This is a genomic window from Ruegeria sp. CK3, from assembly GCF_056536565.1.
Genome location: NZ_JBQFPV010000006.1, coordinates 40,643 through 66,576, shown reverse-complemented (window position 1 = coordinate 66,576; position 25,934 = coordinate 40,643). Strand labels below are relative to the sequence as shown.

Here is a 25,934-nt window from a genome sequence, read left to right as displayed (position 1 = left end):
CTAAATCGTGTGGCGCGCGCGGGCACCGCGTTCGATCGCGGCAGCGTGCAGGCGGTCGATGTTCAACTCATAGCGGATCTCTTCCAGCAAACGTAGCTCGGTCTCGGCCAGTGAACCGTCTGCGGCGGCTACGTCGCAGGCCAGCGCATAGGCGGTTTCGTTCAGGCGTTCGGGCAGGTTTTCTCGGATCAGGCCAAACAGCGCATCCAGCCCGTCTTCCTGCTCGAACAGGTCGAACACGATTTGCGAAACCCGGCGGGTGCGGTCGATGTCATAGCCCGCAAAAACAGGCAGCATATTCACCGCGCCTTCGATCTTGACCAGTTCGGCGGTGCGGATCGTCTCATCCGACGCCGAGATCGCGACCATGATCGCCACAAGGCAATCTTGCGGAGACATCGGGTGTGGTACTTGATCGGTCATTGGGTCGTCCTGAGTCATTTGCTGCCGTCGCACGATAGGAGGGCTGGCGGGCAGGTTCAACGGCTTTTGCTGGCGAGGGTCAGAGAATTGGCAATGGCCCCCGAGTTTTGGTTTGGCGCAACACGAAGTTGCTACGGGTGTCACGTACCAGGCCTGACTTCAAAAGGCGCTGCATGATGAAAAGCTCAAGATCTTCGGGCGATTTGGCATAGACCTTGAGGAGGAAGTCATGATCCCCGGTAATCGACGCGCATTCCACGATCTGAGGTTCCGTCTCTACCAGCCGGAGGAACGCGTTGATGCTGTCTTCCTGATGGCTCTGCAAAGCGACGTGGATGTAGGCAATGGCGTTCAGCCCGACAGACTTGGCGCGAACCTGCGCGGTGTAGCCGGATACAACGCCCGATGCCTCAAGATCCCGCACCCGACGCCAGCATTGCGAGGCCGACAGGCCCGTGCGGTCTGCAAGCTCCTGCATCGATAGTCGGCCATCGGTTTGTAGCTGCTGCAGGATGGCGAGGTCAGCGGGCTGAAATGTTTGTGTCAACTTTACCCCAAAAATAAAATGAATCATTCAACTTTAGTCGATTTCTCCACCGAGAGAAACTGAATTCGCCACCGCCCTTGAATAGAATATTTGCGAAGGGGAGGAGAAGATGCCGAAATCAACGAAATACCGCGCTAAAATCGCCGATGCGAAGGGTCATATCGCGTATACGGCTGAAGAGGACGCCGTTTGGGCTGATCTCTACTCGGCGCAGCAGGACAACGTGCAGAAATACATGGCGCGTGACTATCTGGAAGGCCTGAAACGGTTGGAGTTGCCGAAGACCCGTGTGCCCTCCTGCACGGATATCTCGGAACGTTTGTTGGACCTGACTGGATGGCGGGTTCAGCCTGTGCCTGCTCTGATCGGGTTCGAGACCTTCTTCGGGATGCTGGCCGACAGAGTGTTTCCGGCAGCGTCCTTTATCCGCTCACGCGAGGATTTCGACTATATTGAAGAGCCGGACATCTTTCACGAGATCTTTGGGCATACGCCCTTGCTCAGCGATCCCAGATTTGCGGCGTTCAGTCAGGCCATCGGCAAGGCCGGGGTGCAGGCTGGGCCGAAGGACTATGCTTGGCTGATCCGGCTCTATTGGTTCTCGATCGAGTTCGGGTTACGGTGGCAAGACGGTGAGATCAAAGCGCTTGGATCGGGGCTGGCGTCCTCGCCCACTGAACTTGTCTATGCGGTCGAAAGTGATATGCCGGACCGGGACCCGTTCGACGTGCTGACGATCCTGCGTACTCCATACCGGATCGACATGCACCAGATGGGCTACTTTGTTCTGCAAGACCCCGAGGCGCTGTTCGCCGCGGCCGACAGGGACCTGTTGGCAGATGTAAGACAGGCGCAGTCGCTCGGTCTATTGCCCAACAAGTTCCCACCCAAAGCAACAGCAGCGGAGTGATCGAAAATGACCACAACAGGACAAACCTGCAACTTGTCAGACCGTACGTGCGTACCTTGTTCCGGCGGCATTCCAGCCCTGACGGCAGACGAGGCGAATGCTCATATGGGCGAGCTGTCATCGGAATGGACACTGAATGTCGGGTCGACCGAGCTTAGCCGCCACTTCGCGTTCAAGGGTTTCGCTAAGGCGACATATCTGGCCAATCTTTGTGCATGGCTGGCGGATCAGCAGGGCCACCATCCCGATATCTCGTTCGGCTGGGGCTATGTGGATGTCAGGCTGACAACCCATGAAATCGGCGGACTCAGCGAGAATGACTTTATCTGGGCGGCGAAACTGGACCAGTTGACCGGTTGAATCGGCCTTGGCCCTAAGAAAAACCCCGTGCTTTTTTGACTCATGCTGCACCGACACGACAGGAGGGGGAGTTGGGCGGTTCAATTGGAATGTGGTTGCGCACGGGTTTCATGCTGCCCCCGGATTTCTATTCGAGATAAAACCAGTTCCCGGTGCCCAATTTGTCAAGGTCAATGACATGCACACCGTCCTGAAAACTGTGTGCTCCCACGGCGGCTTTTCTCTGGTCGGGGAAGCGAAGCGTCAGCTCAGGCTGTGCTTTAATCTGAAGCCGTCCGACTAAGGGCTCGATCCGGAAAGAGAGTTCTTCCGGAACTGCGCGGCCGGCCAATGAGACCAGAATGCGTCCTGAAGTTGTGATCTCTTCATCATCAAGGCTTTGGACAACAACAGCTGCTGTTGGGTTCTCGACCTCGAAAGCCACATTCGTGGTGGCGACCGTTTTGTCCGAAAGGTGTCCTGCGGCGGCCTGGGTCTTGGCCGTGTCAATGACAATCAGGCCATCGTTGAATGCCCGATAAAAATCACCGGTATCCGCCGCAACGGTTTGAGCGTCCGGTTCCAGGTAAGAGCGCTCGGTATCGAGTATTTCATATGGCTGCCCCTCCAGGACCGAGGCTTGCAGCCAAGGCAGCGCCGGCGTGTCTGGCATGCAGGTGACCAATCTGCTTTGCTCGACGATTGTTCGTATGCCAACCGAGGATGCCGGCGTTATCGAACTGCCAAAAAAGGCCTCGTGATCGGGGCAAAGGGCATAGGTCTTTTCCGCAAGGCGCACATGGCCCTGCCGATAGAGAAGAGCAGCCGCAGGCATCATGGCCATCATCGCGGGGTCTTCGGCCATGCTCCAGTTGGTAGGGCGAAGCGGGCCATTTAAGGGCTGCTGCGCATAACCATAGACAATGGGGGCATCCCACCCCTGATGGGCGGCGCGCACGGCCACATTGAGCGGTGCAATAAACCTGTCGTCGCCGGGAAATTCGCCGATGTTCCACTCGGAAATGCTGAACGGCATTCCGACCACCTGTCCAATGGCCAGCCAATCCAGAAAGCCGGATTGCGTTCTTGGGTCGTAAATAACTTCGCCTGAACTTCCATAGCTATGCCCATCAACCATGGAGCCGCGCGTGAGAGAGGGCAGCCCGGCGACCGACATCCCCCCCCACAGGCTGGTTGTGGTGATCAAACCCTCAAACCCTGTGGCTTCGATATTCTCGATCATTCGGTCATTGAAGCGGCGTTCAAGTTCGTTGAGGAACAGCTTGGACGGCCCGTGCAGCCAGGATTGCCAGGTGAGTTCCGGGTTAAGGCCGTGTTCCACGGCAAATTCGCGCGCGGCCTCCATATAGACGGCGTTGTGCAGGGGGACGTTCTTGTCTGGCAGCAGCGCATTTCCGAAGTGATGTGTCAGATCATTTTCGTTTGTGATCATAACGGCAATGACCGCAGGATCTTCTGCGTAGGATAGCCCAGTTATCTTGTTGATGTGTCGTAGATACTTGTCCTGGAAATCAAGCATCAGCGCTTCGATACTGGGTGAAATGTAGCTGAATCCCTTGACGCGAATCGAGGTCTCACCCTTGGCGATCTCTTCGAAATCCTCGACCCCGTCTTCGGGTGTAAAGCTGCGACCGACATGAAGGTCGAGCCAGATGTAAAGGCCCTCGGCCTTTAGTGCCGCGATCCATTGGTCCAGTTTTTTCAATGAGAAGGCATCGAGCTTGCGCGTTGTCTGCGCTTCGCTGCCAAAGATGTTGGGTTGCACCCAATGCGAGTCGTGGTGGTGGATGCGCACCAGATTGAAGCCCAACCGAGAAAGGCGTTGGGCATGGGCCCGCATGAACCGAGGTTCGGTCGTGAACAGCGCATAGGCTTGAAGGTTCGCCCCCCAAAATCGGGCCGGGGTACCATCCGCGAAGAAAAGCTCATCGCCGACGGCCTGTATCTTACCGTGACGGCCGGCAGGACGGTGGTTCAACGCACTTAGGTCGGGAATGGGAGTTTCCAACCGCAGCGCCCCTCTCGGCCAAGTCTTCACGTCTTCGCTCGGCTGCGACGTCGCCGGTCTGGGTCCTGATGCGATGCTAACCGCTAGGATGAGCAAAAAAGCAAAGATATCTGGGCGGTTCATCAGGCACCTCGTGCTTGTGCAGTGTATCTTTTCGGAAGGTTACCGCGTTGCCCGGGATTTCAAAATGGTTCTGCACACTGAGTTTATGCTTATTTGCAGGGGGCGGCGCTAGAAAAACCCCGTGCTTTTATTGACTCATGCTGCACCGGCACAATAGGAGGGGGCGGTCGGTTGCAAAGGGCGACCGGCGCTGTTTTTCCCGATGGAGCAAATCTGATGTCTGAACTGCGTGAAACCGCAATGTCGTCCAAGGCCTGGCCTTTCGAAGAGGCGCGCCGGTTGCTCAAACGCTATCAGAATAACGTTCCGGAGAAGGGGTTTGTGCTGTTCGAGACAGGCTATGGCCCCTCGGGTCTGCCGCATATCGGTACCTTTGGTGAGGTCGCGCGAACCACGATGGTCAAGCGCGCGTTCGAGGCGCTTTCGGATATCCCGACCAAGCTGATCTGTTTTTCGGACGATCTGGACGGTATGCGCAAAGTGCCCAGCAACGTGCCGAACCCGGAGATTCTGGAGCAGCATTTGCAGCGTCCGCTGACTTTGGTTCCCGATCCCTTCGGTGAATACGAAAGCTTTGGGGCGCACAACAACGCTATGCTACGCCGATTCCTCGACACCTTTGGGTTCGAGTATGAGTTCTATTCGGCCAAGGAATTCTACGAGTCCGGGCAGTTTGACGAGATCCTAAAGCGTGCTGTCGAACGCTACGATGAGATCATGGCGATCATGCTGAAAAGTCTCCGCGAAGAGCGGCAGCAAACATATTCGATCTTCCTGCCTCTGCATCCCGAAAGCGGGCGGGTGATGTATGTGCCGATGAAAAAGGTATGTGCCGAAACCTACACCGTGACCTTTGATGATGAGACGGGCAAGGAATGGACCGTTCCCGTGACCGGCGGCAACGTAAAGCTGCAGTGGAAGCCGGACTTTGGCGCGCGCTGGGCTGCGCTTGGTGTCGATTTCGAGATGTACGGCAAGGAACACGCCACCAACGAAAAGATCTATGACGCTATCTGCCGTGCGTTGGGTGGCCGAGCGCCCGAGCATTTCTCGTATGAGTTGTTTTTGGATGAAAACGGTCAGAAGATATCGAAGTCGTCCGGCAATGGTGTGTCGATTGACGAATGGTTGACCTATGCGCCGACGGAAAGCCTGTCGTATTTCATGTATCAAAAGCCCAAGACGGCCAAGCGGATGCATTTCGACGTCATTCCCAAGGCCTACGATGAATACCATCAGCAGCTGCGGGCCTATCCGGGGCAGGAGCTGAAGGCGCAGCTGAACAACCCGGTCTGGCATATTCATGGCGGTGATGTTCCGGAATCGACCTTGATTGTACCGTTTGCCATGTTGCTGAACCTCGCGTCGGTTTCAGGGGCCGAGGACAAAGAGGCGCTTTGGGGTTTCATTCGCCGCTATGCGCCTGAGGCAACGGCAGAAAGCCACCCCGATCTGGATCAGGCGGCTGGTTTCGCCGTGCGCTACTTCAATGATTTCGTCAAACCAACGCGCAAGCACCGCGCCCCGACGGATCAAGAGCGCGAAGCGCTGGAGGCGCTCAAGGCCGCGCTCGAGGCCTATGACGGCCCTGCCGAGGATGAGGCGCTGCAATCGGTGGTCTATTCCATCGGGCGTGAGCGGTTTGATCCGATGCGTGGTTGGTTCACCGCCCTTTACGAGGTACTGTTGGGGGCCTCACAAGGCCCGCGTTTTGGTGGCTTCATCGCCCTCTATGGCGTGCCGGAAACGATCGCGCTGATCGACAAGGCCTTGGCCGGAGAGCTGGTCTGATTTGACCTGATCCCGCATGGGGCTACCGTTCCGTCAGGAGGTAACCCCATGCGTAGTTTACTGCTTGCCCTGTCCCTGAGTGCTGGTCTGGCCTCGGGTGCGTTTGCCCAGAGCACCGAGATCGAGGCCAATATCGCGGCCCAGATTCAGGCCTTCAAGGCGGATGATTTCGCCACAGCCTTTACCTTTGCCAGCCCCAATATTCAGCGTCTCTTTGGAAACCCTGACAATTTCGGAGCGATGGTACGCAATGGCTATCCCATGGTCTGGCGTCCCTCTGATGTGCGATTTCTGGAACTGCGCGAGGTCGCAGGCGCGCTGTGGCAGAAGGTCATGATTACCGATGGCGATGGCGCGGTTCACATTCTCGACTACCAGATGATCCAGCAGGAGAATGGCTGGAAGATCAACGGCGTGCAGCTATTGGGTCGCGCTGACCCCGCAGCCTGATGCAACAGCACCGTCACGGTCGTATGAGTGGCGGTTAATCCCTTTTGGGTACTCAGACTGTCGCGTTCGGGATGGACCTGAACACGGCGTTTGAACGTGCAGCCATTGGGCCGCGCGACGAGGAAAGGGATTTCTATGAACAAGGCAATCACCGACGGCATTGTGTTCATGCCGCCTGCTTTCGAAAACGGTCTGGGCGTATGGTCTGCGGGCGATGGTACGCCGGGCTCACCGACCTATGATGGTTCGGGCACCGGGGCATTTGTGCCGTCGGATGCGGATTTTGGCGGCTGCCTTGAGATCCTGAAGATCAACAGTCCGCAGCAGTTGCGCTACATGGGCCAGACCCAGATCCTGCCGGGGTGCTATTTGCAGATCAAGGCGCGGGTCAAGGCGATCAGTGGTCCTCTGCCCGAGGTGCGCATCGCGGCCTGGGCCGGTGCAGCAGGCGACACCCACCTGACGGGGGTAATCGAGCAAGGCCCAGCCACTCAGCTGGCAAGTTATGGCGCAGTGACCGAGATCACCGCCATTGTAGGCACGGGGCGACGTCCGGGCGTGGACATGGCTTGGGGTGTCAGTGCGCTCTACGGTCATTTCGGCATTGATGTCGAGGGCGCCAACGGGGCCGTCATCCGCGTCGATGATCTTGAGATCGCAGATGTCACCAGCGTGTTCCTGCGTGAGATCATTAGCCGTGTGGATGTGCGCGACTATGGCGCGGTGGGCGACGGCATAGCCGACGACTCGGCCGCATTCGAGGCAGCGGATCAGGCCGCTGGAGGCCGTCGCATTTTTGTGCCCCAAGGCACTTATCGTCTGGCCGAGAACACCACCCTGTCTTCTGAGGTCGAGTTTGAAGGCACAGTCACGATGCCCGACGACAAGATGCTTTTGCTGCTTAAGAACTATGACCTCCCCGCCTATATTGCCGCTTTCGGGAATGAAGAGCTGGCCTTCAAAAAAGCGTTTCAGGCGCTGTTGAACAACTCGGACCATGAATCGCTGGATCTGGGTGGGCGCAAGATCGAAGTGACAGCCCCTATCGACATGTTTGCCGCCGTTCCCAACAGGCCGGGGTTTTCGACACGTCGCGTTATCCGTAACGGTCAGTTCGATGTCAAAAGCAGCTCGGCCTGGGATACCGAGACCTTCACTTCGGTCGCGACCTATGATCTGGCGGATTCGACCCGTCTGACCAATGTGGCCAACGTCACGAACATCCCAATTGGTTCGCTGGTTCAGGGCAGCGGCGTCGGGCGCGAGATTTACGTGCGCGGCAAAGATGAAAGCGCCGGAGAGCTGACGCTGAATGCGCCGATGTATGATGCGGCAGGGACCCAGACCTTCACTTTTGTATCCTTCAAATACCTGCTGGATTTCGGCAATTTCGGAGTGCTGCGCAAGTTCGGGATGGAGCAGATCGAGTTCCAGTGCAACGGCCGCTGCAGTGCCATTCGTCTGGCACCCGCGGGCAGCACGTTCTCATTGTCGGATTGTTTCATCAGCCGCCCGTTGGATCGCGGCATCACCTCGATCGGCACGGGTTGTAAGGGGATGCTGATCGACAATTGCCAGTTCCTGTCGTCAGAAGAGTCGTTCATTGTGCCTGATCGCAAGTCCATCGCGCTGAACACCACCTCGAATGACGTGAAGATCCGCCACAACCGGGCGGTGCGCTTCAAGCATTTTGCGGTTGTTGGGGGCGACAACAACATGATCCTTGGAAACCACTTCTTCCAGGGCGACAGTATCCCGCAAGGGGTGCGGACCGCAGGGCTGATCATGATCGGCACCTATAACAGCTCGACCATCGCCGAGAACTACGTGGACAATTGCTTTGTGCAGTGGACGAATGAGCGTGACACGACGCCCGCCTATGTCTCCGGCTATTCCTTCAGCGCTATGAGTATCACCGACAATATTTTCTATTCCAGCGAAGCGCCGCCCTGGTTCAGCTATATCGTGATCCGTCCGCACGGCCCGGGGCATTTTCTGAACGGGCTGGCGGTGACCGGTAACAAGTTCCGCTCTAGTGGGACAGACCTAGAGCGTGCCGACCGGGTGGATACGTCCTTTGCGGATCTGGATGCGGATCAGCACATCAATGTCACGTTCAGCAACAACACCTATCACGGGATTGACGTCAAGGTCGAAAACCCGCTGCGGGTGCGGCACAGCCAGAACTCGGCCTCGCAGGTCTGGACTATCGACTCGAACGGTCGATTGCCGTTTGGCTCCAAGGCGCGCAGTTGCGATGCGGTGGCGGTTCTGGGGCCGCTCAGAACGGCGCTGGGGTCGGTGCGCTATTCCTTTCCCTATGCCGATGTCGAACAGGGCAGCAATGGCGATGCCGTCCAATTGCGCTGGGCCGAAAGCCTGAGCGGTGATGTCTCGGTACAGATGCGTCTGGAAGAGTAACAATACCTGCAAGCCGCCCCTTTACCGGGGCGGCTTCGCTTTGGGCTGCAGGAAAGACAAGACGTTTTGGAATCCTGTGCTAGGCTGAGGGTAAGCCAAAGGAGGACCCAGATGCCGACCATAGCCAAAACCGCCAGCGTTCAGACCGTTATCACGACATTTGAGATGACACCCGGCACCTGTCAGGACCTGCTTGAGGCGCTGACGGATGCTTATTCCGAGTTTATCTCAAAACAGCCCGGATTTGTATCGGCCGGCCTGCATGTCAACGACGCTCAGACCCGGATTGCCAACTATTCGCAATGGGAACGGCGCGAGGATTTTCTGGCCATGTTGCGCACCCCGGAAATGCGCGACCGCAACCGCAAGATCAATGAGCTGTGCAAGAGTTTCGAGCCGGTCATGTATGACGTGGCTGAGACATTCAATTGACACAGGTCTCGTTTCCCAGTGTCAGATGTCTGTAGCTTCGACGCGGTAAGCTTTGCCAAACCCGCCGTTCAGCAGCCCATCTTCAACCTCAAAGCGGACAAAGCTGAAATCTGCGAAATCTGCATAGAGCTTGGCCTTCGGGCGCAGTGACAGATACCTCTGGCGGAGGTTGTCATGATCCGCCGTTCCCCGTGCAATCAAACGCGCCGTCGCGTGCAAGGTCAGCCGAGGATGCGTCAGCGGATCCCCCTTACGGCCTGGATCCCCGATCAGAAGGGCGCAGGCAGGGTTGTTCTGTAGCGCCCGGCTATGATCCGATAGGCTTGAAATCAACGAGATTGGCTGCTTCTCGGCATCTGTTGCAAGAGCAATCCGCGATACTGACGGTACAGCGGTGCCCGGCCTCAGAACGGCGAGCGCAGCATGGGTCGCCACATCCATCAATTCGCGGATCAGGCCCCGGGCGGTGTCGTCCAACGGTTGGTAGGGGTCTTTGGTTGGCATTTTGCCTCGCATTGGTAAGCGTAAAGGTGATCCTATACTCGCTGATCTCTGTGTGCGAGCCGTGTTCTGCCTCGGCTTCGCCACAAATCCCCTGTATCGCGATGGCATGAAGTTTCGCAAATCCAAATTGGACGATCCCTTGCCGAGCAAACGTCAGCGCCGGGCCGAAGCCGCTCGGCGTCGCGCGCTTTCTCCGGTGCGTATTCTGCTTATGATTCTGTGCCTGCCGCTGACCGTCGCGTTGATCTCCTTCAACATGTTCGTGCGCCTTTCAGATTATGGCCGGGATGAGGCCATGGTGCACCTAATCGCGCTGGCCGGCTGCGATGCCTCTCGGGCGATTGGGTTTGGGACGTTTTACGAAGGCTATGCGGGCTATCATCCCCGCAACGACCCCGACGGTGACGGAGTGGCCTGTGGACCGGATGTGGCGCAGCGTCAAACGGCCCCCTCGCCGGACACGACCTCGCCCCGCGAAACCAGCGCCAGCCAAAGGTCCTTGGGCAACGCCAAGTTCATCAAGCCCTAAAACCCGTGGGTTGAGGGCTGTCTCCTCTGCGACCGCTTGGCCTGTGAAGCTGCGGGAATCTGCAAGTTCATGCTATGATGCGCCGCGTTGGTACCAGTTTGGTGCCTCCATCGGGCAATTTCGCCCAGTTTGGGAGGACAAAGATGTTTGCACGCGTAACTCAATTTAAAATGAAGCCTGGCACGCGCGAGGCGGCCACGGCGAAGATGAACGAATTGAAATCTGAAATCATGGGCATGCCCGGCATGCACTGTTTTACCAATGTGATGAACGAGGACGGCACCGGATACGTGATCTCGGTGGTCGAAAGCGAGGATATCTCGAACGCAAACGCTCCAAAAGTGGCCGAGCTTTGGGGGCATTTCGCTGAATTCATGGAAGCGCCGCCAACCCCGGCAGGCTTTGACGTGATTGCCCATTGGGACAAAGGCTGAACGCACGTTTGACCACAGGCCGATCCGCGCCACTCCAGGCAGTGCTACGAGAGCAGCGACGCTGCGCAGGTGCGAAACTTGCGCACCTCTGGCGCGGCACCTTCCAGTGAGAATTCAGTCAGGTGGTCTTGCGTGAAGGCATAGGCCGTTTGGTTGAACTCGAGGCCGTCCAAGACGTTGCCAAAGCCGGTGTCTGAGACGAACAAGGACATCGCATCGTCCGACAGCTTGTGTCGTGGCGTTCCGATCTCAATCGGGTTTGGGCCTTCAAACCGCATGGCAAACCAAGGTGATTGCGTCCAACCTTCGATGCGGCGCGTGATTTCGAGGGTATAGAGCGGCTGCGCCGGATCGTAGGTGAGCCGGATCTCCTCTGCTTCGGTCTCGTGTGTCAACGTGCAGATCTCGCCAATCGTGGCGTTCCACGCATAGGCGGGGCTGCCGAGCAGCAGTGAGAGCAGGACAAAGCGCATAGCGAGGAACCTAGCCGCAGATTGTCCTTTGGCAAGTGTGTGACGGGCTAGCCCTTCATTGCGTTCAACAAGTCCAGCAGCCGCTTTCGGTCATCATCGTCAGCATAGTCACCGGTGGCCAGGCGCTGGGCAATGCTCAAGCGCAGGCGTTCCTGCTGGGTGCGGACATCTTCGCTGGCGGTTTCGGCCAGCGTCTTCATAATCGCTGCCACGGTCTGTTTGCGATTGGTGCTAGGGCTGGCGATATAGTCAACAAGTCTCTGCTTACCGGAATCGAGGATGTTTTCGGCCAGATCGCGCAGTTGTTCCCCATTGGGCAGCAGCGGGGCCGGGGCGTCCTCGGGCGGCAGGATTTCCGGTAGGCTGTGCGGGGTCTCGTCCAGAGCGTTCGCACCGTCGACAAAGGCCTCGGTGATCATCCGGGTGATCCTGATCGCGCGCGGGTCCTTGAACAGGGCCGAGGCGATGGCCACGCCGTAATCCGTATAGACCCAAGGATTGACCCGCCGCCCGCCGCGGCCTTTGGGTTTTGAAATCACATTCTGTGATTGCAAATCGGTGACCTCGGCGTCGGTCAGTTGAAAACGGTAGCCCTCGAACAGGTCTTTGTTGCGCGAGACGGCCTGATTGAAGGCGCTGACGGATTTTCCGTAGAACTGCGCCAGATCCTCGGCCAGCACCACGCGAGTGCCGCGCACCCGGTGAATGGCGTTTTGGACCTCATGCGTGGAGGGGAGGGTGTTGGGTTTCGTCATGGCAACCGCTTGGAATCACAACCTGTGATTTCAAACGTGGAGGAGGGGGCGCTGGGCTGCAAGGGTGGAGTGTTGGGCACTGGGTTGCGCCAAATACTGCCCATTCTCCCGTGGGCGCGGTTGACACAATAAAGTTACTGCAGTATTTGCTGCAGTAAAAATGTGGCGATTGCCGGATTGGAGTAGATTGATGAAGTTGATCTTGAAAGGTGTTTCAAAGCTCTCGAACGGAGTATGGCTTGGTGACATAAATGTCGTGGAAATACGTGAGCTTTCGGCGCTCGGCGGCAGGAAGTCCCCACAAGTGTGCGCGAAATCTGTAGTTGGCCTAAATAATCCAGTCTTTGATGAACAGAGCAAAACCATCGAGGTCTCGATAAGTGACTTTTTTCCGCTGGCGGTTGGCAAGACAAATGAAGCTATACTGATCGATCAATCTTCTCACGACGAAGAGGAGGTGGACATTGAGACTGGAAACCCAGAGAGCAATTTTACTAATTTCATCGAGGCAAGTAGACGAGAAAATTTACCGGAAAATCTGATTGAGAATATGCGTGAACTTCTAAATCAAATCGCGAAAAAGTATGTATTCACCTTATCTGAAGGTAAATCTAGAAAATGGACTGCCGCACCAAACTTCCTCGCCATTTCGATACAAAATACAAAAAAACGATTCCTTATTTCAGTAAAAGGAAATCACAAAAACATGTCCTACAAGTCCATCGTCCCTAAAAGAGGGATGGCCGACAGTTATAGCGAATTTCATTTCTCATCTGCAGATCAATTGCCTGAAGTCCAAGACGCGATCGAAAGCTCAGCTCGGATTCGATTTGGCCATTGATGGGCGCGCGATCTACCGTTTCCGCCTCTTCACATTCCCACCCCGCTGGCCCGGCCGCCCAGCCGTTGAGCGCCCGCGCGATTTCACTGCGTCTTCCGAGGCTTTCTCGACCGCCCATTGCCGCGCCATGGGGTCGTCGGCGACGGCCAGATCGACCGCTTCCAGACGTTTGATCTCATCCCGGATGTTGGCCGCCTCTTCGAATTCCAGATTCTCGGCGGCTTTGCGCATCTTCTCGCGCAGGCCATCCAGATGGGCTTCGAGGTTGGCGCCGTGCATCGGTTTGTCGATGGTGGCGGTGACGCGGTTCATGTCCACGTCGCCTTCGTAGAGACCGGCCAGAACGTCCTCGACGTTTTTCTTCACCGTCTCGGGCGTAATCCCGTGTTCCTCGTTATAGGCGATCTGCTTGGCACGGCGGCGGTTGGTCTCGTTCAACGCGCGCTCCATCGAGCCGGTGATCTTATCGGCATACATGATCACCCGGCCATCGGCGTTCCGCGCGGCGCGGCCGATGGTCTGGACCAGAGAGGTCTCGGAGCGCAGGAACCCCTCTTTGTCCGCGTCCAGAATGGCGACCAGCCCACATTCGGGAATGTCGAGGCCTTCGCGAAGAAGGTTGATGCCGACCAGCACGTCGAACGCCCCCAAACGCAGGTCGCGCAGGATTTCGATCCGTTCCAGCGTGTCGATATCCGAGTGCATGTAGCGGACTTTGATACCCTGTTCGTGCAGGTATTCGGTCAGGTCCTCGGCCATACGTTTGGTCAGGGTTGTCACCAGCGTGCGGAACCCGTTGGCGGAGACCTTGCGCACCTCGTCCAGCAGGTCGTCGACCTGCATCGACACGGGGCGGATTTCGACCTCGGGGTCCAGAAGGCCGGTGGGGCGGATGACCTGTTCGGTGAACACACCGCCGGTCTGCTCGATCTCCCACTTCGCAGGGGTGGCCGAGACGAAGACGGATTGCGGGCGCATGGCATCCCATTCCTCGAACTTCAGCGGGCGGTTGTCCATGCACGACGGCAGTCGGAACCCGTGTTCGGCCAGCGTGAATTTACGCCGATAGTCGCCCCGGTACATTCCGCCGATCTGAGGGACGGAGACGTGACTTTCATCGGCAAAGACGATGGCGTTGTCGGGGATGAATTCGAACAGGGTCGGGGGCGGTTCGCCCGGCGCGCGACCGGTCAGATAGCGCGAGTAGTTCTCGATCCCGTTGCAGACGCCGGTGGCTTCAAGCATTTCCAGATCGAAATTGGTGCGTTGCTCCAGACGTTGGGCTTCCAGCAGTTTGCCTTCGCCCACCAGTTGGTCCAGCCGGATGCGCAGTTCCTTTTTGATCCCGATGATTGCCTGTTGCATCGTCGGTTTCGGCGTCACGTAGTGCGAGTTTGCGTAGACCCGCACCTGCTCCATCGTCGCGGCGCGTTCGCCGGTCAGGGGGTCGAATTCGGTGATTTGTTCCAGTTCCTCACCGAAAAAGGAGAGCTTCCACGCGCGGTCCTCAAGGTGGGCGGGCCAGATCTCTAGCGAGTCACCCCGAACCCGGAACGACCCGCGCTGAAACGCCTGATCGTTACGGCGATATTGCTGCGCGACGAGATCGGCCATCACCTGACGCTGATCATACTCACTGCCGACCTTCAGATCCTGCGTCATCGCCCCGTAGGTCTCGACCGAACCGATACCATAGATGCACGAGACCGAGGCAACGATGATCACGTCGTCACGTTCCAAAAGCGCGCGGGTGGCTGAGTGGCGCATCCGGTCGATCTGTTCGTTGATCTGGGATTCTTTTTCTATGTAGGTGTCGCTGCGCGGCACATAGGCCTCGGGCTGGTAGTAATCGTAGTAAGACACGAAATACTCGACTGAGTTTTCAGGGAAGAAGCCCTTGAACTCGCCATATAGCTGCGCGGCCAGTGTCTTGTTGGGCGCAAGAATGATGGCGGGGCGCTGCGTTTCCTCAATCACTTTGGCCATGGTGAAGGTCTTGCCCGTTCCGGTCGCGCCCAGCAGAACCTGATCGCGCTCGCCATCCAGAACGCCGCCCGCCAGCTCTTTGATGGCCGTAGGCTGGTCCCCGGCGGGCGCAAAATCGGTGTGCATCACGAACGCCTTGCCGCCCTCGAGCTTCAAGCGGGCGCGGACGTCTTCTGAGGTCAGCTGGGTCTTGTCGGAATGAGCATAGGCCATAGAGGGGGGATTCCTTTCGCGCCTGATTTTGATCTGTTTTTGTTCCGGTTCAAGGGGGCATTTCCATTGCACGCAATTGCGACAATTGCGGACTTGTCCGAAAGGATGCTGTGGCGCATAAACAAAGCCAGCCAAATGAGTACGGAGAGGCGAGATGCGCGCACGGATTTACCAGCCTTCGCGGAATGCGATGACCTCGGGCATGGCCAAAACCCGCAAGTGGGTTTTGGAATATGCGCCTGCGTCCTCGCGTGAAGTTGATCCGCTGATGGGCTGGACCTCATCCGATGACACCCAGACCCAGGTGCGCCTGAAATTCGACACCAAGGAAGAGGCGCTGGATTACGCCAAGGACAATGGTATCGACGTGCAGGTCAGCGAGCCGCACAAGCGTAAGCCCAACCTGCGTCCGCGCGGGTATGGCGAGAATTTCGCAACGGACCGTCGCAGCCCCTGGACGCACTGAATGATCGAAATTCGACTGGCCGACCCCACGTCGGATGCCTTGCGCCCTGTGGTTGAAGCGCATTTTACCCATAGCGAACAAGCGGGTCCGGCGGAAAGCAATCATACCATGGGACCCGAAGCCTTGTCGGGTGACGGCATCCGCTTCTGGGGTCTTTTCGAAGAGGGACGCGCCTTGGGCTGCGGTGCGTTAAAGACGCTGCCCGATGGTACGGCCGAAGTGAAATCCGTTCACGTTGTCGAAGCCGCACGCGGGCGCGGTCTGGCGCGGGTGATGATGGCGCATCTTGCCGATATGGCAGCAAATGAGGGCATAGAGGCGCTTGTGCTTGAAACGGGTGCGTCACATCTGCCGGAATATGCGGCTGCGCGTAAGCTCTATGAGACGCTGGGTTATTCCTATTGCGGCCCGATCTACGGTTACGAAGACGATCCAAACAGCGTGTTCATGCGCTTGGCCCTTGAACCCCGCCCTTAAAACCAGCAAGAAGGGCGCAGCGGTCCCTTAGCTCAACTGGATAGAGCAGCTGACTTCTAATCAGCAGGTTGAGGGTTCGAGTCCTTCAGGGATCGCCATTCCACCCAAGAAAAACACGCGGCTTGTCCGATCCGTTCTTCGCTTTGGCGGGGAAGGTTCAGAAGGGCTGGCTGAGGGGGTCGCGCCAGCCCTTCTTTAGAGGGTTACTGAGTGGTAGGTAAATCAGTAACCAATGATTAACAAATGCGCACAGCGCGCGAAATTGGGGGATTCCCGTAGTTACTGTGCCGCTACGCGGGATCCTGTGGTGTTCAAACGGGAGAGATGAGACCTGAGAACAGCCGCTTCATGTGGTTTTAGAATGGGTGCAGCTGTCGGCCCATAAGCGTTGGGATTTCCGCGCAGCTCAGGGAAAAGTGACAGTATTTCAGCACGCTGCGGGTGGTCCAGCGCTCCGATCGAGTTCGAAGTTACGAAAAAACTCTCGCTCAGGACGCCCTCAGATCTGACGATTTGATGCTGATCGAACATGACATGCCAATAGTTGACATGCCCGCCTTCGCGAATCGATACTCCGTCCATGCCGCATAAGAACTTGGCTGCCACCAATGCGTGGGGCGCGCCAAACAGAAGCTCGGCTACGCTGGTGTCGATGATCATCCGGTGCTGCTGCGAGACGACTAGTTGTCTCGGGTTCCCCAGCGTGTTGGGGGCAAATACCACAGGGGCAAAGCGCCCGGTTGCCGGAACGGATGTGCTCCCGATCCACAGAACTGGCTGCAGGCCGTTGTCCCGTGTCCAGACCTTTTGACCGACGTGGATCTGCTGCACGGGAACCGAACCGTCGGCTGTTTCGATCAATGTGTCCTCAGCAAAGCAAGCCACATAGTCCGAATACAGCGAAGACCCCGTATTTGATCCCGCAACCTTGACGTAGGACGCCCCATCTATCAGCCGCTCTGAGGCTGCAAAACCCCAGACATCCGAAGTCACGCCGTTTTGCGAAAAGACATACAGCCGGATGACAGGGCCGGTCTCTAGGCCGTTTTCGTCAAGTTGCCGAATGTCGATGAAGGATTCGGATTCAACGGGCGTTCCGTTGGCCACAATCCCGCCGCCATCGGTTATGGTATGGCTGAAGGCCTGATCATCTTCGAACACATCCGGAGTGCCCGAGGTGTCATCCACGGTGATCGTGGTTCCCCCACCCGAAGTATATTGAAAAACGGTTCCATTCGGCGTGTCCGAGTTGTTGCGGATCGGTGTGCCTACAATCCCAGCGCTGGGGCTGGACGTGACCAACATGTTCTCGCTGTCGATCGAAAAGAAACTACGCAGTACCATTCAACATCCTGTTCGCTTTGCGGTTTTGGGCCACTGGCTACAAGCGTTGAGCCTATCGAGTTTAATCGGGATATCTACCCAAACTTTTGAAGACCCAAGAAGATGTGACCGGGAAGACTCGGGTTTTCCTGCACTTCAGTGAGTGCATTGGGCGGGGCGCGCGGTGTGGCTCGCGTCCTTTGGTACATTTGCTACCAAATAGAGGCGACAAAAATGTTGCAACCGGTTGCAAAAAAATCCATTGTTACGCCAGATAACAGGATTCGAGGGTTTGGATGTTGAAGGTTGGATTGCTGGGCGCCGGACGGATCGGGCGGGTGCATGCGCGGGCGATATCGGCCCATCCGGGCAGTGTGTTATGTGCTGTCTCGGATGCCATGGCTCAGGCGGCAGAGGATCTGGCCAATGACCACGGTGCCGAGGTTCGAACCTCGGACCAGATCATAGCTGACCCTGAAATCGACGCGGTTCTGATCGCGACGCCGACCGACACGCATTCGGACCTGATCGAGGCCGCAACAGCGGCAGGCAAAGCAGTTTTGTGTGAAAAACCCGTCGATCTGAACCTCCAGCGCGCCATTTCCTGCCAGCAGTCGGTTGCGGCACATGGTCAGCCCGTGATGATCGGCTTCAACCGTCGGTTTGATCCCAGTTTTTCGGCATTGAAAATGGCTGTGGATGCGGGCGAGATCGGCAAGGCTGAACTGTTATCCATCACTTCGTTCGATCCCGCCCCGCCACCGGTGAGCTATGTCAAAGTTTCGGGTGGCTTGTTCCGGGACATGATGATCCACGATTTCGACATGGCGAATTTCCTGATGGGAGAGGTCCCGACGACGATTTCCGCTGTCGGCTCGTCGATCGTCGACCCGGAAATTGGCGCAGCCGGAGATGTGGATACCGCCGTTGTCACAATGACTTACGCGGATGGTCGTATCGCGGCCATCAAGAATTCACGCCGGGCGGCCTATGGCTATGATCAGCGGATCGAGCTGCTGGGTTCCGAAGGTCTTCTGCAGGCTCAGAACGTGCTGGAAAACACAGTTGTTAAGTCGACCTCCTCCGGCGTCGTTGGGGCCAAGCCGACCTATTTCTTTCTTGAACGCTACATGCCCGCCTACCAGGCCGAGTGGGCCGCTTTTTTGGAGGCCGTGGTCTCGGGCGCGCAGGTTCCGGTCTCGCTGGAAGATGGGGTTGCAGCCCTCGCCATGGCCGAGGCAGCAACGCTGTCGGCGCAGTCCGGTAGGCCGGTTCATCTGGCTGAAGTTTTGAAACCGGTTGCAAAATGATTGAATTTCTTCAAACTAAAAACAGCTCGGATACAGACCCGGGCAATACAGATTCGGCCCAACCGAATAAATGGGGCTGATAGCCTAGGACGAAAACAGACGGTTTTATGGGAGGAAACCAAATGAACAAGTTTGTGAAACGAGTACTGATGGCCAGTGCTGTCGCGGTGGCGGCCGCAAGCGGTGCCGCGGCTGAAGGCGAAAAGTACATCCTGGTCAGCCATGCCCCTGACAGTGACAGCTGGTGGAACACGATCAAGAACGGTATCGCTTTGGCTGGTGAGCAGATGGGTGTCGAGGTGGAATATCGCAACCCGCCTACTGGTGACCTTGCGGATATGGCGCGCATCATCGATCAGGCTGCGGCCTCCGGTCCCAACGGTATCATCACCACGTTGGCTGACCCGGATATTCTCGAAGGCCCAATCAAAGCTGCTGTAGATTCCGGGATCGACGTGATCATTATGAACACTGGGACGCCCGATAAGGCGCGCGAAGTTGGCGCCCTGATGTATGTCGGGCAGCCCGAATACGACGCCGGCTACGCGGCTGGTCTTCGGGCGAAAGGTGACGGCATTGGCTCTTTCCTTTGTGTCAACCACTATATCGTCCAGCCATCCAGCCAAGAGCGGTGCCAGGGCTTCGCGGACGGCCTGGGTATTGAACTTGGTGAACAGATGATCGACGCGGGACAGGATCCGGCTGAGATCAAGAACCGCGTTCTGGCCTACCTGTCGGCTAACCCGGAGACGGACGCTGTTTTGACGCTTGGCCCCACCTCTGCCGACCCAACCATCTTGGCGCTGCAAGAGAACGGCATGGCCGGTGACATTTATTTCGGCACGTTCGATCTGGGTGGCGAGATTGTCAAAGCCATCAAGGACGGTACCATTCAGTGGGGAATCGACCAGCAGCCGTTCCTGCAGGCCTACCTGCCGGTTGTTGTTCTGACCAATTACCACCGTTACGGCGTTCTGCCAGGCAACAACATCAACTCTGGCCCCGGTTTCGTGACTGCTGACGGTCTGGAGAAAATCGAAGAATTCGCGGGTGAATACCGCTAATCTTCCTAGCTGAGCGGGCGTGCTAAGGCGCCCGCTCAGACCTACTTCCAATTTTTCTGGATCACCCGCGAGGGGAGGACCACAATGTCTGAGTCAGCTCAATCCACAGCAGTTGAAGACGAACGGATCAAAGAGATCTCGCCGCTGCGCCGTGCTCTGATCCGCCCTGAGCTGGGTGGAATTGTCGGCACCGTCGCCGTATTTACGTTTTTTCTGTTGTTTGCATTCGATAGTGGCATGTTCACCAGTCAGGGTGTGCTGAACTGGTCGATCGTTTCGGCGCAGTTCATGATCATTGCCGTAGGGGCGTGCCTGCTCATGATCGCAGGCGAATTTGACTTATCGGTCGGTTCGATGATCGGCTTTGCCGGGATGATGATCGCGATCTTCTCAGTCACACTCAGCTGGCCCGTGTGGATGGCTATCATTGTGACGTTTGCGCTCTGTGTGTCGATTGGGGCCTTGAACGGTTTTATCGTGGTGCGAACTGGCCTGCCCAGCTTTATCGTGACTTTGGCCTTTCTGTTTATCCTGCGCGGCTTCACCATTTATCTGCCGCAAACCATCGAGCGGAAGACGATCATTGGCGGCATCAAAGACGTCGCGGAAGGTGACTGGCTGGCATCGATCTTCGGTGGCAAAGTCGGACAAGGGTTCTTCAGTTGGCTTGGCGAAAACGGCTTGATCGAAACGTTCGAGCGTGGAACGCGCGCGGGTCAGCCTGTTGTTGACGGTATTCCCATGCTGATTGTCTGGGCCATTGGTATCATTATTTTTGGTCACGTGCTGCTTACCAAAACCAAGTTTGGTAACTGGATTTTCGCGGCGGGTGGCGACGCCGAGGCAGCGCGGAATTCAGGCGTGCCAGTGAACAAAGTCAAAATACTGATGTTCATGTTCACCGCCTTCTGCGCCACGGTCTTCGCCACTTGTCAGGTTATGGAGTTCGGCTCGGCTGGCGCGGACCGTGGTTTGCTTAAGGAGTTTGAAGCGATTATTGCGGTTGTAATTGGCGGCGCGCTGCTGACCGGCGGATATGGCTCGGTTCTGGGGGCTGCTTTGGGCGCTTTGATTTTTGGCGTGGTACAGCAGGGGCTGTTCTTTGCCGGCGTAGAAAGCTCATTGTTTAGGGTCTTCTTGGGGATCATCCTGTTGGGTGCCGTAATCCTGAACACCTATATCCGCCGCATCATCACAGGAGAACACTGAGATGACTGACGATACCAAGTTCCACCATGGGGACGTGCAGGATAGCAAGCCGATCATTCGTATGGTCGACATCCAGAAACACTTCGGCTCGGTGATTGCGCTGGCAGGCGTCAGCTTTGATCTTAAACCGGGGGAATGCCACTGTCTTCTCGGCGACAATGGTGCAGGCAAATCGACCTTCATTAAGACGATGTCGGGCGTTCACAAACCAACTTCGGGCGAGATTTTCTTCGAAGACAAACCGATGCACTTTGAAGACCCGCGCGATGCTATTTCAGCGGGGATCGCAACAGTGCATCAGCACTTGGCCATGATCCCGCTAATGAGTGTCAGCCGCAACTTCTTTATGGGCAACGAACCTACGCGTAAAGTGGCTGGTATCAGCTTCTTCGATAAGAATCTGGCTGACGAAATCACTATGGAAGAGATGCGCAAGATGGGCATCAACCTGCGTGGCCCGGATCAGGCTGTGGGCACCCTGTCTGGAGGGGAACGCCAGACGGTTGCGATTGCGCGCGCGGTTCATTTCGGTGCTAAGATTCTGATTTTGGACGAGCCAACCTCGGCCCTTGGGGTGCGGCAAACTTCGAACGTGCTGGCGACCATCGACAAGGTGCGCAGCCAAGGCGTCGGTGTGGTTTTCATCAGCCACAACGTGCGCCACGCGCTGGCCGTCGGCGACCGCTTTACCGTGCTGAACCGGGGCAAAACGCTGGGCACCGCAAGACGCGGTGAGATCACACCTGAAGAATTACAGGACCTGATGGCAGGAGGGCAGGAATTGGCCCAATTGGAAGGGTCACTGGGCGGAACGGTTTAACGCCGTTCCCCCAAAACGGGACCATTCGGTCCGACATCCAACGAAATCGCAGAATTGGCCAAATTGGCCTTGTGTTGAAAGGGATCACAATGGGCAAAACCGTCCGACTGACCGCAGCGCAAGCTTTGGTGCGCTATCTGGGCGCGCAGATGAATGAGGCCGGAGAGCCTTTTATCGCAGGTGTCTGGGCCATTTTCGGCCACGGCAATGTGGCCGGGCTGGGTGAGGCGCTGCATGGCGTCAAAGACTCGCTGCCCACCTATCGTGGCCACAATGAACAGACGATGGCGCATTGCGCGATTGCCTATGCCAAACAGATGCGGCGCACGCGGGCGATGGCGGTGACCTCGTCCATCGGGCCGGGCGCGACCAATATGGTCACTGCTGCTGCGCTGGCCCATGTTAACCGCTTGCCGGTTCTTCTGCTGCCGGGCGACGTCTTCGCCTCGCGCGGGCCGGACCCGGTGTTGCAACAGGTCGAGAGTTTTGGCGATGGCACCATCAGCGCCAATGACTGTTTCCGCCCGGTTAGCCGCTACTATGACCGTATCTCGCGCCCCGAGCATCTGCTGACTGCTCTGCCGCGTGCTTTCCGTACGATGACGGATCCGGCGGATTGTGGGCCGGTCACTTTGGCCTTCTGTCAGGACGTACAGGCTGAGGCCTATGATTACCCAGAAAGCTTCTTTGAACCGCGCGTGTGGTTCCAACGCCGTATTCGCCCGGATGAAGGCGAACTGGCGCGCGCTGTGGCCGCGATTTCAGCGGCCAAACGTCCGGTTATCGTTGCGGGCGGTGGGGTGCACTATTCGGACGCAACGGATGCGCTGCAGAGTTTTGCTGAGACACATAACATTCCGATCACAGAAACGCAGGCCGGCAAATCCGCTTTGGCCTGGGATCATCCCCTGAACCTCGGCCCAATTGGTGTGACGGGCGGTGAGCCTGCCAATGACATCTGCGCCGGGGCCGATCTGGTGCTGGCCGTTGGCACGCGCTTGCAGGATTTCACGACCGGCTCATGGGGCCTGTTTTCAAACCCCGCGCGCGAGATGGTCTGCCTCAACACAGCCGCCTATGATGCCGAGAAACACGGCGCGATGCCGTTGCAATCCGATGCGCGCGTTGGCTTGCAGGAGCTGGGCGCCTCGCTGCAGGGCTACAATGCTGATCCTGTGGCCGACACACTCAAAGCGGATTGGTTTGGCAAGGTTGACGCGCTGACCGATGCGCCGGGGGACGGGAACGCTCTGCCCACTGATATGCAGGTGGTGGGTGCAGTTCAGCGCGCCTCGAATGACGACACGGTGGTGATGTGTGCCGCTGGCACAATGCCGGGTGAGCTGCACAAGCTGTGGAAAGCGCCGCGACCCGGGGCGTATCACATGGAATACGGGTTCAGCTGCATGGGCTATGAGATCGCAGGCGCCATGGGCATCAAGATGGCCCAACCGGATCGCGACGTGATCTGCTTTACGGGCGACGGCACCTACATGATGGCGAACTCGGAAATGGCGACGGCGGCGATGATGGGCGTGTCCTTCACCGTTGTGATCACCGACAACCGGGGCTTTGGTTGCATCAACCGACTGCAAATGGGCACCGGCGGGGCCGAGTTTAACAACCTGCTGGATCACACTGTCCACGAAACCGCCTCGAACATTGATTTCGCGGCGCATGCGGCGGCGATGGGGGCGACCTCGGTCAAGGTCAGCTCGATCGCCGAGCTTGAGGACGCGCTGGCCAAACGCGGCGACATCTCAGGGCCTTATGTGGTGGTCATCGACACCGATCCGTACCCCTCGACCGAATATGGCGGCACATGGTGGGAAGTCGCGGTGCCCGAGGTCAGCACCCGCCCCGAAGTGAATGAAAAACGCGCGGCTTATGAGGTTGCCATCAAGGAAAGAAACACAAAATGAGCGTGAAAATCGGGATCTCTCCGATCGCGTGGCAGAATGACGATCTGCCGGACCTGACCGCTGCATACACAATGGAACAAGCGCTGCAGGAGTCGCGTCAGATTGGTTACACCGGCGTCGAACGGGGCCAGCGTATGCCCAGCGATACCGAGGGGCTGCGCGCCTATCTTGAGGGCAACGATATCGCGCTTTGTGGCGGCTGGTGTTCCGGTGCGTCGCTGATCAACGACTTCGCGTCGGAACAAGACGCGGTACGGGAACAGGTTGAACAGTTCGTGGCGTTGAACAGTCCGTGCATCGTTTACGCCGAATGCTCCAACACAATTCAGGGCCAGATCGGGACGCCGGTCAATGACCGCCCGAAACTGTCGAAAGATGAGGTGCTCTCCTACGCGGCCAAGCTGACCGAACTGGCAAAATGGATGGGTGATCAGGGCATGCCAATGGCTTATCACCACCACATGGGCACGATCATTGAAAGCGAAGATGACGTGAACTGGTTGATGGAAGGTTCAGGCCCCGAGGTGAAGCTGTGCTTTGACACCGGTCACCTGCTGTTTGGCGGTGGCGACGTAATGGCGACCCTGAACCGTTGGGGCGACCGCGTGCATCACGTGCATTTCAAGGATATCCGTCCGGCCGTCGTGCAGGATGTGCGGGAAAACAACCGCAGTTTCCTGGACGCCGTGATTGCAGGCGCGTTCACGGTGCCCAGTGACGGCTGCATTGATTTCCAAGCGGTCGCAAATGCGCTGAAAGCGATGGATTATGACGGTTGGATCGTCGTTGAGGCAGAACAGGACCCGGCCAAAGCGCCGCCCTATGAGTACTCTAAGAAGGGCTACGACCACATCGTTGACGTCTGCGGCAAGGCAGGATTGGAGATCACCGCGTAACACACCGCCCCAAGGGGCAACACCGAAGCCATGAGAAAGGAGAAAGTCATGGTAAATCAAGAACTCGGATATGTCGGCTATTTTGACCGGGAATCCTGTGATCTGGATGAATTCAAGGTGTTGACCTCACAGACCCTTTCGGTGGACGCGGTGCCGTTTGCTGCGTCTGTGGAAAACAATGTGCCCGTCTATGACATGCAGGCTTTGCGTCCGCTACTAGAGCAAGCAGACAATCGGCAGGCCTTGCTGGCCGAATGGGCTTGGGTTCTTGCCAAATCCGCAGGCGTCATCGCCCTGAAACAGGCGTATCCGGATACAAGTGTGATTGACCGGGCCACAGATGTGTTCCGCCAGATCATCGAAGACGAACGTCAGGGCGGCGGGGGTGAGGGCGACCACTTTGCGGCCTCTGGGGCCAATGACCGGATATGGAACGCGTTGCAGAAACAGTGCCTGCGCGATCCCGAGGGCTTTGCGCTCTATTTCGGAAACACCTCGATTGCCGCCGCGTGTGAGGCTTGGCTAGGCCCGAACTATCAGGTCACGGCGCAGATCAACCAGGTGCGTCCCGGCGGGCAGGCACAGCAAGCGCACCGTGACTATCATCTTGGGTTTCATACGGCAGACTGCGCAGCACGCTATCCCGCGCACGCGCATTTTCTTACGGCAGCTCTGACGTTGCAGGGCGCTGTAGCGCATTGCGATATGCCGGTGGAGTCTGGCCCAACCAAGCTGCTTCCGTTCTCGCAGCTTTATGCGCCCGGATATCTTGCTTTCCACGACACGGATCACCGCGCGCATTTCGAAGAAAACTATGTGCAGCTGCCGTTGCAAAAGGGGGACGCCGTGTTCTTCAACCCCGCGCTGTTCCATGCGGCGGGCGAAAACTGCAGCGCGGACATTCATCGCATGGCAAACCTGCTTCAGGTGTCCTCGGCCTTTGGTCGGGCGATGGAGGCCGTGGATCGCCGCGCTATGTCCGAGGCGGTGTTTCCGTCACTCATCGCCTTGAAACAACGGGGCGATCTGACTGCTACGCAGCTAGAGGCCGCGATCGCCGCAACTTCCGAAGGCTATCCTTTCCCAACCAATCTCGACACGGACCCTCCGGTCGGAGGGAATGCGCCGGACAGTCAGGCAGACATCCTGCGCAGCGCTGTGGCTGAGGGGTGGTCTGAGGCGCAGCTATCGAATGCGCTTTCGGCGCTGACCACACGGCAATCCGCCTGAAATAAGAACCGGGCGGT

General features: G+C 57.5%; 26 protein-coding genes and 1 tRNA gene. 19 read left to right on the top strand and 8 right to left on the bottom strand.

The window, feature by feature from the left end; genetic code table 11:
• Both ACR0C3_RS09710 and ACR0C3_RS09705 read right to left on the bottom strand, forming a co-directional pair.
• Nucleotides 1–423, bottom strand: coding sequence for a tellurite resistance TerB family protein (locus tag ACR0C3_RS09710; protein WP_170378829.1), 423 nt, complete (start codon nucleotides 421–423; stop codon nucleotides 1–3).
• Nucleotides 424–502: 79 nt separating this feature from the next.
• Entirely contained in the window at nucleotides 503–970 is a 468-nt protein-coding gene (locus ACR0C3_RS09705; RefSeq protein WP_480758232.1) for an Lrp/AsnC family transcriptional regulator, read from the bottom strand.
• Nucleotides 971–1,079: 109 nt separating this feature from the next.
• Here ACR0C3_RS09705 and phhA point away from each other — a divergent pair, with 109 nt between their 5' ends.
• Both phhA and ACR0C3_RS09695 read left to right on the top strand, forming a co-directional pair.
• Nucleotides 1,080–1,880: a phenylalanine 4-monooxygenase gene (gene phhA / locus ACR0C3_RS09700; RefSeq protein WP_480758231.1), complete on the top strand. Its 801-nt coding sequence runs from the start codon at nucleotides 1,080–1,082 to the stop codon at nucleotides 1,878–1,880.
• A 6-nt stretch (nucleotides 1,881–1,886) separates the two neighbouring features.
• Nucleotides 1,887–2,240, top strand: a complete 354-nt coding sequence (locus tag ACR0C3_RS09695; protein WP_170691407.1) for a 4a-hydroxytetrahydrobiopterin dehydratase — start codon at nucleotides 1,887–1,889, stop codon at nucleotides 2,238–2,240.
• Between the two features lie 127 nt (nucleotides 2,241–2,367).
• Here ACR0C3_RS09695 and ACR0C3_RS09690 read toward each other — a convergent pair whose 3' ends face one another.
• Complete coding sequence (locus ACR0C3_RS09690) at nucleotides 2,368–4,248, bottom strand: cellulase family glycosylhydrolase (protein WP_480758230.1); 1,881 nt, start codon at nucleotides 4,246–4,248, stop codon at nucleotides 2,368–2,370.
• 339 nt (nucleotides 4,249–4,587) lie between these two features.
• Between ACR0C3_RS09690 and ACR0C3_RS09685 the strand changes: the two genes are divergently transcribed.
• From ACR0C3_RS09685 to ACR0C3_RS09670, 4 genes are all read left to right on the top strand, one after another.
• Nucleotides 4,588–6,162 carry a lysine--tRNA ligase gene (locus tag ACR0C3_RS09685; RefSeq protein WP_480758229.1) on the top strand — a complete coding sequence of 525 codons (1,575 nt, stop codon included), beginning with the start codon at nucleotides 4,588–4,590 and terminating at the stop codon, nucleotides 6,160–6,162.
• Between the two features lie 48 nt (nucleotides 6,163–6,210).
• Nucleotides 6,211–6,612 (top strand): DUF4864 domain-containing protein, encoded by a 402-nt coding sequence (locus tag ACR0C3_RS09680; protein ID WP_480758228.1) that lies wholly within the window; start codon nucleotides 6,211–6,213, stop codon nucleotides 6,610–6,612.
• 135 nt (nucleotides 6,613–6,747) lie between these two features.
• A complete protein-coding gene (locus ACR0C3_RS09675; protein ID WP_480758227.1) occupies nucleotides 6,748–9,033 on the top strand; it encodes a glycosyl hydrolase family 28-related protein in 2,286 nt (761 codons plus the stop codon).
• A 111-nt stretch (nucleotides 9,034–9,144) separates the two neighbouring features.
• Nucleotides 9,145–9,465 carry an antibiotic biosynthesis monooxygenase family protein gene (locus ACR0C3_RS09670; protein WP_170462743.1) on the top strand — a complete coding sequence of 107 codons (321 nt, stop codon included), beginning with the start codon at nucleotides 9,145–9,147 and terminating at the stop codon, nucleotides 9,463–9,465.
• A 21-nt stretch (nucleotides 9,466–9,486) separates the two neighbouring features.
• Here ACR0C3_RS09670 and ACR0C3_RS09665 read toward each other — a convergent pair whose 3' ends face one another.
• Entirely contained in the window at nucleotides 9,487–9,969 is a 483-nt protein-coding gene (locus tag ACR0C3_RS09665) for a HugZ family pyridoxamine 5'-phosphate oxidase (RefSeq protein ID WP_480758226.1), read from the bottom strand.
• Between the two features lie 106 nt (nucleotides 9,970–10,075).
• On the opposite strand from ACR0C3_RS09665, the gene ACR0C3_RS09660 reads away from it, so the two are divergent.
• Both ACR0C3_RS09660 and ACR0C3_RS09655 read left to right on the top strand, forming a co-directional pair.
• Nucleotides 10,076–10,498, top strand: coding sequence for an excalibur calcium-binding domain-containing protein (locus ACR0C3_RS09660; RefSeq protein WP_480758225.1), 423 nt, complete (start codon nucleotides 10,076–10,078; stop codon nucleotides 10,496–10,498).
• Between the two features lie 170 nt (nucleotides 10,499–10,668).
• Nucleotides 10,669–10,932 carry a hypothetical protein gene (locus ACR0C3_RS09655; RefSeq protein ID WP_480593703.1) on the top strand — a complete coding sequence of 88 codons (264 nt, stop codon included), beginning with the start codon at nucleotides 10,669–10,671 and terminating at the stop codon, nucleotides 10,930–10,932.
• Between the two features lie 44 nt (nucleotides 10,933–10,976).
• Here the strand turns inward: ACR0C3_RS09655 and ACR0C3_RS09650 are convergent, their stop codons facing one another.
• Together ACR0C3_RS09650 and ACR0C3_RS09645 are read right to left on the bottom strand one after the other, a co-directional pair.
• Nucleotides 10,977–11,405, bottom strand: coding sequence for a hypothetical protein (locus ACR0C3_RS09650; RefSeq protein ID WP_480758224.1), 429 nt, complete (start codon nucleotides 11,403–11,405; stop codon nucleotides 10,977–10,979).
• Nucleotides 11,406–11,452: 47 nt separating this feature from the next.
• The gene (locus ACR0C3_RS09645; protein ID WP_480758223.1) at nucleotides 11,453–12,160 is read right to left on the bottom strand and encodes an ORF6N domain-containing protein; all 708 of its coding nucleotides are present in this window, start codon (nucleotides 12,158–12,160) and stop codon (nucleotides 11,453–11,455) included.
• A 190-nt stretch (nucleotides 12,161–12,350) separates the two neighbouring features.
• Here ACR0C3_RS09645 and ACR0C3_RS09640 point away from each other — a divergent pair, with 190 nt between their 5' ends.
• On the top strand, nucleotides 12,351–13,001 hold the full coding sequence (locus ACR0C3_RS09640; protein WP_480758222.1) for a hypothetical protein: 651 nt from the start codon (nucleotides 12,351–12,353) through the stop codon (nucleotides 12,999–13,001).
• Between the two features lie 12 nt (nucleotides 13,002–13,013).
• On the opposite strand, the gene uvrB is transcribed toward ACR0C3_RS09640, so the two are convergent.
• Entirely contained in the window at nucleotides 13,014–15,200 is a 2,187-nt protein-coding gene (gene uvrB / locus ACR0C3_RS09635; protein WP_480758221.1) for an excinuclease ABC subunit UvrB, read from the bottom strand.
• A 154-nt stretch (nucleotides 15,201–15,354) separates the two neighbouring features.
• Here uvrB and ACR0C3_RS09630 point away from each other — a divergent pair, with 154 nt between their 5' ends.
• The 3 genes from ACR0C3_RS09630 (at nucleotide 15,355) to ACR0C3_RS09620 (ending at nucleotide 16,241) form a co-directional block, all read left to right on the top strand.
• Complete coding sequence (locus tag ACR0C3_RS09630; RefSeq protein ID WP_170378795.1) at nucleotides 15,355–15,666, top strand: ETC complex I subunit; 312 nt, start codon at nucleotides 15,355–15,357, stop codon at nucleotides 15,664–15,666.
• Nucleotides 15,667–16,143: a GNAT family N-acetyltransferase gene (locus ACR0C3_RS09625; protein WP_480758220.1), complete on the top strand. Its 477-nt coding sequence runs from the start codon at nucleotides 15,667–15,669 to the stop codon at nucleotides 16,141–16,143.
• 21 nt (nucleotides 16,144–16,164) lie between these two features.
• Nucleotides 16,165–16,241, top strand: a tRNA-Arg gene (locus ACR0C3_RS09620).
• Between the two features lie 181 nt (nucleotides 16,242–16,422).
• Here ACR0C3_RS09620 and ACR0C3_RS09615 read toward each other — a convergent pair.
• Nucleotides 16,423–17,487, bottom strand: coding sequence for a Hint domain-containing protein (locus ACR0C3_RS09615; protein ID WP_480758219.1), 1,065 nt, complete (start codon nucleotides 17,485–17,487; stop codon nucleotides 16,423–16,425).
• A gap of 275 nt (nucleotides 17,488–17,762) precedes the next feature.
• On the opposite strand from ACR0C3_RS09615, the gene iolG reads away from it, so the two are divergent.
• The 7 genes from iolG to ACR0C3_RS09580 all read left to right on the top strand — a co-directional run bounded on the left by iolG (nucleotide 17,763) and on the right by ACR0C3_RS09580 (nucleotide 25,917).
• A complete protein-coding gene (gene iolG, locus ACR0C3_RS09610; protein WP_480758218.1) occupies nucleotides 17,763–18,776 on the top strand; it encodes an inositol 2-dehydrogenase in 1,014 nt (337 codons plus the stop codon).
• A 122-nt stretch (nucleotides 18,777–18,898) separates the two neighbouring features.
• Nucleotides 18,899–19,840, top strand: a complete 942-nt coding sequence (locus tag ACR0C3_RS09605; protein WP_170378787.1) for a sugar ABC transporter substrate-binding protein — start codon at nucleotides 18,899–18,901, stop codon at nucleotides 19,838–19,840.
• Between the two features lie 84 nt (nucleotides 19,841–19,924).
• Complete coding sequence (locus ACR0C3_RS09600; protein ID WP_170767239.1) at nucleotides 19,925–21,049, top strand: ABC transporter permease; 1,125 nt, start codon at nucleotides 19,925–19,927, stop codon at nucleotides 21,047–21,049.
• Nucleotide 21,050: 1 nt separating this feature from the next.
• The gene (locus ACR0C3_RS09595; RefSeq protein ID WP_480758217.1) at nucleotides 21,051–21,869 is read left to right on the top strand and encodes an ATP-binding cassette domain-containing protein; all 819 of its coding nucleotides are present in this window, start codon (nucleotides 21,051–21,053) and stop codon (nucleotides 21,867–21,869) included.
• A gap of 89 nt (nucleotides 21,870–21,958) precedes the next feature.
• The gene (gene iolD, locus ACR0C3_RS09590) at nucleotides 21,959–23,791 is read left to right on the top strand and encodes a 3D-(3,5/4)-trihydroxycyclohexane-1,2-dione acylhydrolase (decyclizing) (protein ID WP_480758216.1); all 1,833 of its coding nucleotides are present in this window, start codon (nucleotides 21,959–21,961) and stop codon (nucleotides 23,789–23,791) included.
• Nucleotides 23,788–24,687 (top strand): myo-inosose-2 dehydratase, encoded by a 900-nt coding sequence (gene iolE, locus ACR0C3_RS09585; RefSeq protein ID WP_480758215.1) that lies wholly within the window; start codon nucleotides 23,788–23,790, stop codon nucleotides 24,685–24,687. Before iolD ends, iolE begins: the two co-directional genes overlap by 4 nt.
• 48 nt (nucleotides 24,688–24,735) lie before the next feature.
• On the top strand, nucleotides 24,736–25,917 hold the full coding sequence (locus ACR0C3_RS09580) for a phytanoyl-CoA dioxygenase family protein (RefSeq protein WP_480758214.1): 1,182 nt from the start codon (nucleotides 24,736–24,738) through the stop codon (nucleotides 25,915–25,917).
• Nucleotides 25,918–25,934: the final 17 nt, after the last annotated feature.

Excerpts from the sequence above, each read along its gene's own strand:
- ACR0C3_RS09605 (WP_170378787.1), top strand. The coding sequence starts at position 18,899 with ATGAACAAGTTTGTGAAACGAGTACTGATGGCCAGTGCTGTCGCGGTG.
- ACR0C3_RS09665 (WP_480758226.1), bottom strand. The coding sequence starts at position 9,969 with ATGCCAACCAAAGACCCCTACCAACCGTTGGACGACACCGCCCGGGGC.
- ACR0C3_RS09710 (WP_170378829.1), bottom strand. The coding sequence starts at position 423 with ATGACCGATCAAGTACCACACCCGATGTCTCCGCAAGATTGCCTTGTG.
- ACR0C3_RS09625 (WP_480758220.1), top strand. The coding sequence starts at position 15,667 with ATGATCGAAATTCGACTGGCCGACCCCACGTCGGATGCCTTGCGCCCT.
- iolE (WP_480758215.1), top strand. The coding sequence starts at position 23,788 with ATGAGCGTGAAAATCGGGATCTCTCCGATCGCGTGGCAGAATGACGAT.
- ACR0C3_RS09595 (WP_480758217.1), top strand. The coding sequence starts at position 21,051 with ATGACTGACGATACCAAGTTCCACCATGGGGACGTGCAGGATAGCAAG.
- ACR0C3_RS09655 (WP_480593703.1), top strand. The coding sequence starts at position 10,669 with ATGAAGCCTGGCACGCGCGAGGCGGCCACGGCGAAGATGAACGAATTG.
- iolG (WP_480758218.1), top strand. The coding sequence starts at position 17,763 with ATGTTGAAGGTTGGATTGCTGGGCGCCGGACGGATCGGGCGGGTGCAT.
- ACR0C3_RS09660 (WP_480758225.1), top strand. The coding sequence starts at position 10,076 with ATGAAGTTTCGCAAATCCAAATTGGACGATCCCTTGCCGAGCAAACGT.
- ACR0C3_RS09640 (WP_480758222.1), top strand. The coding sequence starts at position 12,351 with ATGAAGTTGATCTTGAAAGGTGTTTCAAAGCTCTCGAACGGAGTATGG.
- iolD (WP_480758216.1), top strand. The coding sequence starts at position 21,959 with ATGGGCAAAACCGTCCGACTGACCGCAGCGCAAGCTTTGGTGCGCTAT.
- ACR0C3_RS09580 (WP_480758214.1), top strand. The coding sequence starts at position 24,736 with ATGGTAAATCAAGAACTCGGATATGTCGGCTATTTTGACCGGGAATCC.
- ACR0C3_RS09675 (WP_480758227.1), top strand. The coding sequence starts at position 6,748 with ATGAACAAGGCAATCACCGACGGCATTGTGTTCATGCCGCCTGCTTTC.
- ACR0C3_RS09650 (WP_480758224.1), bottom strand. The coding sequence starts at position 11,405 with ATGCGCTTTGTCCTGCTCTCACTGCTGCTCGGCAGCCCCGCCTATGCG.
- ACR0C3_RS09600 (WP_170767239.1), top strand. The coding sequence starts at position 19,925 with ATGTCTGAGTCAGCTCAATCCACAGCAGTTGAAGACGAACGGATCAAA.
- phhA (WP_480758231.1), top strand. The coding sequence starts at position 1,080 with ATGCCGAAATCAACGAAATACCGCGCTAAAATCGCCGATGCGAAGGGT.
- ACR0C3_RS09695 (WP_170691407.1), top strand. The coding sequence starts at position 1,887 with ATGACCACAACAGGACAAACCTGCAACTTGTCAGACCGTACGTGCGTA.
- ACR0C3_RS09680 (WP_480758228.1), top strand. The coding sequence starts at position 6,211 with ATGCGTAGTTTACTGCTTGCCCTGTCCCTGAGTGCTGGTCTGGCCTCG.
- ACR0C3_RS09645 (WP_480758223.1), bottom strand. The coding sequence starts at position 12,160 with ATGACGAAACCCAACACCCTCCCCTCCACGCATGAGGTCCAAAACGCC.
- ACR0C3_RS09630 (WP_170378795.1), top strand. The coding sequence starts at position 15,355 with ATGCGCGCACGGATTTACCAGCCTTCGCGGAATGCGATGACCTCGGGC.
- uvrB (WP_480758221.1), bottom strand. The coding sequence starts at position 15,200 with ATGGCCTATGCTCATTCCGACAAGACCCAGCTGACCTCAGAAGACGTC.
- ACR0C3_RS09670 (WP_170462743.1), top strand. The coding sequence starts at position 9,145 with ATGCCGACCATAGCCAAAACCGCCAGCGTTCAGACCGTTATCACGACA.
- ACR0C3_RS09685 (WP_480758229.1), top strand. The coding sequence starts at position 4,588 with ATGTCTGAACTGCGTGAAACCGCAATGTCGTCCAAGGCCTGGCCTTTC.
- ACR0C3_RS09615 (WP_480758219.1), bottom strand. The coding sequence starts at position 17,487 with ATGGTACTGCGTAGTTTCTTTTCGATCGACAGCGAGAACATGTTGGTC.